Genomic DNA, 6115 nt, shown 5'->3' on the forward strand with positions numbered 1-6115 from the left:
CTCGAAACCTGGCGCACCGGAAGCCTTTCAGGCTTCCTGCATGAACTGCTGCCGATACTGGTTCGGCGACAACTCGGTATGCTGGCGGAACAGCCGCGCAAAGAAACTGGCATCGTCATAGCCCACCTCGTAACTGATGGTCTTGATGCTCTTGCGCGTGCTCGACAACAACCCCTTGGCTGTCTCGATGCGTAACCGTTGCAGGTAATGCAGCGGCTTGTCACCTGTTGCGCCCTGGAAGCGGCGCATGAAGTTGCGGATGCTCATGCCGTGGTTGCGGGCCACATCCTCGAAGCGGAACTTGTCGGCGAAGTGCTCCTCCAGCCAGTGCTGGATCTGCAGGATGATCAGGTCCTGGTGCAGCTTCTGCCCGCCAAAGCCCATGCGCCCTGGGGTGTAGTTGCGTTGCACTTCGTAAAGGATATCGCGGGACACCGCACGGGCCACGTTGGCACCGCAGAAGCGTTCGATCAGGTAGATGTACAGGTCGCAGGCTGAAGTTGCACCGCCGGCGCAATAGATATTGTCGGCATCGGTCAGGTGCTTGTCCTGGTTCAGGCGGATCTGCGGGAAGCGTTCGGCAAAGCTGTTGAAGAAGCGCCAGTAGGTGGTCGCCTCCTTGCCATCGAGCAGGCCGGATTCGGCCAGCCAGAACACACCACTGGCCTCGGCGCACAGCACCGCGCCACGCGCGTGCTGTTCACGCAGCCACGGCAGCACCTGTGGATAACGTTGCAGCAGGTTGTCGAAATCATCCCAGAAGGCAGGGAGGATGATTACATCAGCGTCGTCCAGGCCGCCGTCAACCGGTAACTGCACATTGCTGAAGCTGTCCACGGGCTGGCTGTCGGGGCTCACCAGACGGATTTCGAACATGGGCTGCAAGCCCAGGCCCAGCTGCTTGCTGTAGCGCAGGCTGGCGAGGTGGAAGAAGTCCTTGGCCTGCATCAAGGTCGAAGCGAACACCTTGTCAATGGCCAGGATGCTGACGCGCCGCAGCGACGCTGAGGGTTGGGTAAACATCATTGTCATTGTTCTTATAGGGTAGAGTGGTCAATCACCGGCTGGATCGTCTTATTTTTTGGCGATTGTGTCTACCCCATGTAACAGCGGCGCGAAGCGGGGCGCAGTGTTTGGCTCAAGGCGCCGGGTTGGGCTGCTCCTGATGAATGGCTTCGATCGCTGTCAGCAGATCGGCGCTCAGGTTCAGTTCAAGGCTGGCCAGGTTGCTGTCCAGTTGCTGCAGGCTGGTGGCGCCAATGATATTGCTGGTCACGAACGGCTGTCGGGTGACGAACGCCAGGGCCATTTGCGCCGGGTCCAGGCCGTGCTCGCGGGCCAACTGCACGTAGCGGCTACAGGCCGCCACGGTCTGTGGGTTGGAGTAACGGGCAAAGCGGCTGAACAGGGTCAGGCGTGCATTGTCTGGCCGTGCGCCGTTCTCGTACTTGCCCGAGAGCATGCCGAAGGCCAGCGGCGAATAGGCCAGCAGGCCACATTGCTCGCGTATGGCCACTTCTGCCAGGCCCACCTCGAAGCTGCGGTTGAGCAGGTTGTACGGGTTCTGGATCGATACCGCCCGTGGCCAGCCCCGGCTCTCGGCCAGTTGCAGGAACTTCATGGTGCCCCACGGCGTTTCGTTGGACAGGCCGATGTGGCGGATCTTGCCCGCACGCACCTGCTCGTCGAGCACTTCGAGGGTTTCTTCCAGTGGGGTGAAGTGATCCTGCGGCAGGTGCTGGTAGCCCAGCTTGCCGAAGAAGTTGGTGCTGCGCTCTGGCCAGTGCAGCTGGTACAGGTCGATACGGTCGGTCTGCAGGCGCTTGAGGCTTTCGTCCAGCGCCGCGACGATGTGCTGACGGTTGTGCTTGAGCTGCCCGTCGCGGATATGGCTGATGCCGTTGCCCGGGCCTGCCACCTTGCTGGCCAGGATCCACGCGTCGCGGTCGCCATTGTCACGGAACCAGTTGCCGATGATGCGCTCGGTGGCCGCGTAGGTCTCCGGGCGGGGAGGGACCGGGTACATCTCGGCGGTGTCGATGAAGTTGACCCCGGCAGCCTTGGCCCGGGCAATCTGTTCGTAGGCCTCGGCCTGGATGTTCTGCTCGCCCCAGGTCATGGTGCCCAGGCACAGGGCGCTGACGTTGAGGTCGGTACGGCCGAGCTGGCGGTATTCCATCGGTTATTCACTCCTTGGCAATAGAAGCCAATCAAAGCAGGTTGAAATTTTTCGCGCAATCTGGATAATTCAGCCCCTCTCCGCGTGGCGGAAGTGATGCACCATCACGCAGGAAGAACCCCGTCGAACATTGGCGTGCCCGACCCGAGCCCCCAAAAGCGTCTGTGTTCGGCTGCGCGCTTGCCCTTGGCAAGCTGTGCACTATCCAGTAAGATTCGCCGTCTATTTTTCGCTGGGCGGCCTCTGAGGCTTTAGAGAATGAAAACTTTTACTGCTAAACCGGAAACAGTAAAGCGCGAGTGGTTCGTAGTCGACGCCGCTGGCCAGACCCTGGGTCGTCTGGCTACCGAAATCGCTACCCGTCTGCGTGGCAAACACAAACCAGAATACACCCCTCACGTTGACACCGGCGACTACATCGTTGTTATCAACGCCGAGCAGGTTCGTGTGACTGGTGCCAAGTCTTCCGACAAAATGTACTACTCCCACTCCGGTTTCCCAGGCGGTATCAAGGAAATCAACTTCGAGAAGTTGATCGCCAAGGCCCCTGAGCGTGTTATCGAAACTGCGGTCAAAGGCATGCTGCCTAAGAACCCGCTGGGTCGCGACATGTACCGCAAGCTGAAAGTGTACGCGGGTGCTGCTCACCCACACACTGCTCAGCAGCCTCAAGAACTGAAGATCTAACGGGATAGTTCATTATGTCGGCGACTCAAAATTACGGCACTGGCCGTCGCAAGACCGCAACCGCTCGCGTATTCCTGCGTCCGGGTACTGGTAACATTTCCATCAACAACCGTTCTCTGGACGTGTTCTTCGGTCGCGAAACCGCTCGCATGGTTGTTCGCCAGCCGCTCGAGCTGACTGAATCCGTTGAGAAATTCGACATCTACGTCACCGTTTCCGGTGGTGGTGTCAGCGGTCAGGCCGGTGCGATCCGTCACGGTATCACCCGCGCTCTGATGGAATACGACGAAACCCTGCGTGGCGCTCTGCGTCGTGCTGGCTACGTCACCCGCGACGCTCGTGAAGTTGAGCGTAAGAAAGTGGGTCTGCGTAAAGCGCGTAAGCGTCCTCAGTACTCCAAGCGTTAATACCGCTTCGGCAGTCGAAAAAAGCCCGGTTCCTTGGAACCGGGCTTTTTTTTTAGCCTTGAACTAACCTGTCAGCAGTCAGTGGCCGCTTGTCGCATAGACGTAGATCAAGCAAAGCGTGGGTTGTCGCCCTTGCCGGGGTAATCACCTTGTCAGTGTGTGGATTTGTTTCTTACCATGACGGCCAATTTTAGTGCCATTGACACAACCTAAGTACAGGCCAGGTCCAACTGGCCAAGCAAGCTGATGGGAGAGGACTGAATGAGCAATGACGGCGTCAACGCAGGCCGGCGCCGCTTCCTCGTAGCCGCGACATCCGTGGTCGGGGCGGCGGGGGCAGTGGGGGCTGCGGTACCGTTCGTGGGGTCATGGTTTCCCAGTGCCAAGGCGAAAGCCGCGGGTGCACCGGTGAAGGTCAACATCGCCAAGGTCGAGGCAGGGCAGCAGATGGTGGCCGAGTGGCGTGGCCAGCCCGTATTCATCGTGCGGCGAACGGAGGAAATCCTTGGCAATCTGAAAAAAATCACGGGTGACCTGTCCGATCCCGAGTCCAAGGCCTCGGTACAGCCAGCGTACGTCGACCCTGAGGTTCGCTCGATCAAGCCGGAAATTCTCATTCTCGTCGGCCTGTGCACGCACCTGGGCTGCTCGCCCACCTTCCGGCCAGAAGTGGCGCCCGCCGACCTTGGGCCGAAATGGGTGGGTGGTTACTTCTGCCCGTGCCACGGCTCTCACTATGACCTGGCTGGTCGTGTCTACAAGTCCCAGCCGGCGCCTCTCAACCTGCCCGTGCCACCGCACTCTTATGAGTCGGACGAGATCATCGTCATTGGCGTCGACCAGGAGAACGCATGATGAGCAAGTTCATGGACTGGATTGATGCTCGCTTCCCCGCCACCAAGATGTGGGAAGACCACCTCAGCAAGTATTACGCACCCAAGAACTTCAACTTCCTGTACTTCTTCGGCTCCCTGGCATTGCTGGTGCTGGTCAACCAGATCGTGACCGGCGTGTGGCTGACCATGAGCTTCACGCCCTCGGCGGAAGAGGCGTTCGCCTCGGTCGAGTACATCATGCGTGACGTGGAATACGGCTGGATCCTGCGCTACCTGCACTCCACGGGGGCGTCAGCGTTCTTCATCGTGGTCTACCTGCACATGTTCCGCGGCCTGCTCTATGGCTCCTACCAGAAGCCACGCGAGCTGGTCTGGCTGTTCGGCATGCTGATCTATCTGGCGCTGATGGCTGAAGCGTTCATGGGCTACCTGCTGCCATGGGGGCAGATGTCGTACTGGGGCGCCCAGGTGATCATCTCGCTGTTCGGTGCCATCCCGGTGATCGGTGATGACCTTACCCAGTGGATCCGTGGTGACTACCTGATCTCGGGCATCACCCTGAACCGCTTCTTCGCCCTGCATGTGGTTGCCCTGCCAATCGTGATTCTCGGCCTGGTGGTATTGCACATCCTCGCCTTGCACGAAGTGGGTTCGAACAACCCTGATGGCGTCGACATCAAGAAGAAAAAGGACGAAAACGGTATTCCGCTGGATGGTATTCCGTTCCACCCGTACTACACCGTCAAAGACATTGTCGGCGTGGTGGTGTTCCTGTTCGTGTTCTGCGCCGTGGTGTTCTTCTTCCCTGAAATGGGCGGTTACTTCCTGGAGAAACCTAACTTCGAGCAGGCCAACGCCTTCAAGACTCCAGAGCACATCGCGCCGGTGTGGTACTTCACACCGTTCTACGCAATCCTGCGTGCGGTGCCTGACAAACTGATGGGCGTCATTGCCATGGGGGCGGCCATCGCCGTGCTGTTCGTACTGCCTTGGCTCGACCGCAGTCCGGTGCGTTCCATGCGTTACAAGGGCTGGATCAGCAAGGTCTTCCTGCTGGTGTTCTGCGTGTCCTTCGTCATCCTCGGCGTGCTGGGCGTACTGGCACCGACACCTGGGCGTACTTTGCTGTCGCAGGTATGCACGGTGCTGTACTTCGCCTACTTCCTGCTGATGCCGTTCTACACAAGGCTCGAGAAGACCAAACCGGTTCCGGAAAGGGTGACTGGCTGATGAAAAAGTTGATTGCAGTATTTTTGCTGGCAGTGATGCCCGCCTTTTCCTTCGCTGCCGAACATGGCCTGGAGCTGGACAAGGTCGATATCGACCTGACTGACAAGGCCGCCATGCAGGACGGTGCGCGTACCTTCGTCAACTATTGCATGGGTTGCCACAGTGCCAAGTTCCAGCGCTACGAGCGGGTGGCTGACGACCTGGGTATCCCGCATGAACTGATGCTCGAGAAGCTGGTGTTCACAGGTGCCAAGATCGGTGACCACATGCAGATCGGCATGAAGCCCAGCGACGCCAAGACCTGGTTCGGTGCCGCGCCGCCCGACCTGACACTGGTCGCCCGCGTGCGCGGTACCGATTGGCTTTACACCTACCTGCGCAGTTTCTATGAGGACCCATCGCGCCCTTATGGGGTGAACAACAAGGTATTCCCGAACGTCGGCATGCCTAACGTGCTGGTGGGTCTGCAAGGTAACCAGGTGGTGGGTTGCAAGCAGGTGCAGACGGTGGTCGATGGCAAGAAGCAATTCGACCCGTTGACCGGCAGCCCGTTGACCCATGAAGCTTGCGATCAGCTGACCATTACGCCGAATTCCGGTACCCTGACGGCCGAGCAGTTCGACGAGAAGGTCAAGAACCTTGTGACCTTCCTGGCCTATTCGGCCAACCCAGTCAAACTGGAAAGCCAGCGCATCGGCACCTATGTGTTGCTGTATCTGGCTTTCTTCTTCGTATTCGCCTACTTGCTCAAGCGTGAATACTGGAAGGACGTGCAC

7 protein-coding genes are annotated in these 6115 nt (G+C 59.0%); 5 read left to right on the forward strand and 2 right to left on the reverse strand.

Annotation, left to right across the window (positions count from 1 at the left end; genetic code table 11):
- Positions 1 to 27 precede the first annotated feature (27 nt).
- Positions 28 to 948, reverse strand: a complete 921-nt coding sequence (locus V7787_RS44795; RefSeq protein WP_196766167.1) for a GlxA family transcriptional regulator — start codon at positions 946 to 948, stop codon at positions 28 to 30.
- A 190-nt stretch (positions 949 to 1138) separates the two neighbouring features.
- The gene (locus tag V7787_RS44800) at positions 1139 to 2179 is read right to left on the reverse strand and encodes an NADP(H)-dependent aldo-keto reductase (RefSeq protein WP_064490730.1); all 1041 of its coding nucleotides are present in this window, start codon (positions 2177 to 2179) and stop codon (positions 1139 to 1141) included.
- A 258-nt stretch (positions 2180 to 2437) separates the two neighbouring features.
- Here V7787_RS44800 and rplM point away from each other — a divergent pair, with 258 nt between their 5' ends.
- The 5 genes from rplM to V7787_RS44825 form a co-directional block, all read left to right on the forward strand.
- Entirely contained in the window at positions 2438 to 2866 is a 429-nt protein-coding gene (gene rplM / locus V7787_RS44805; protein ID WP_003251819.1) for a 50S ribosomal protein L13, read from the forward strand.
- Positions 2867 to 2880: 14 nt separating this feature from the next.
- The gene (rpsI, locus tag V7787_RS44810; RefSeq protein WP_003251821.1) at positions 2881 to 3273 is read left to right on the forward strand and encodes a 30S ribosomal protein S9; all 393 of its coding nucleotides are present in this window, start codon (positions 2881 to 2883) and stop codon (positions 3271 to 3273) included.
- Positions 3274 to 3534: 261 nt separating this feature from the next.
- Positions 3535 to 4128, forward strand: a complete 594-nt coding sequence (gene petA, locus V7787_RS44815; RefSeq protein ID WP_003251823.1) for a ubiquinol-cytochrome c reductase iron-sulfur subunit — start codon at positions 3535 to 3537, stop codon at positions 4126 to 4128.
- On the forward strand, positions 4128 to 5339 hold the full coding sequence (locus V7787_RS44820; protein ID WP_010952438.1) for a cytochrome b: 1212 nt from the start codon (positions 4128 to 4130) through the stop codon (positions 5337 to 5339). The genes petA and V7787_RS44820 overlap by 1 nt, the downstream gene beginning before the upstream one ends.
- The coding region (locus tag V7787_RS44825; protein WP_020190056.1) for a cytochrome c1 at positions 5339 to 6115 on the forward strand (777 nt) is incomplete at its 3' end. The genes V7787_RS44820 and V7787_RS44825, both read left to right, overlap by 1 nt.

It is taken from the genome of Pseudomonas sp. CGJS7 (assembly GCF_036961695.1).

Bases quoted from the DNA above. Each gene is read 5' to 3' on its own strand.
- petA (WP_003251823.1), top strand. From the start codon at position 3,535: ATGAGCAATGACGGCGTCAACGCAGGCCGGCGCCGCTTCCTCGTAGCC.
- V7787_RS44795 (WP_196766167.1), bottom strand. From the start codon at position 948: ATGCAGGCCAAGGACTTCTTCCACCTCGCCAGCCTGCGCTACAGCAAG.
- V7787_RS44820 (WP_010952438.1), top strand. From the start codon at position 4,128: ATGAGCAAGTTCATGGACTGGATTGATGCTCGCTTCCCCGCCACCAAG.
- rplM (WP_003251819.1), top strand. From the start codon at position 2,438: ATGAAAACTTTTACTGCTAAACCGGAAACAGTAAAGCGCGAGTGGTTC.
- rpsI (WP_003251821.1), top strand. From the start codon at position 2,881: ATGTCGGCGACTCAAAATTACGGCACTGGCCGTCGCAAGACCGCAACC.
- V7787_RS44800 (WP_064490730.1), bottom strand. From the start codon at position 2,179: ATGGAATACCGCCAGCTCGGCCGTACCGACCTCAACGTCAGCGCCCTG.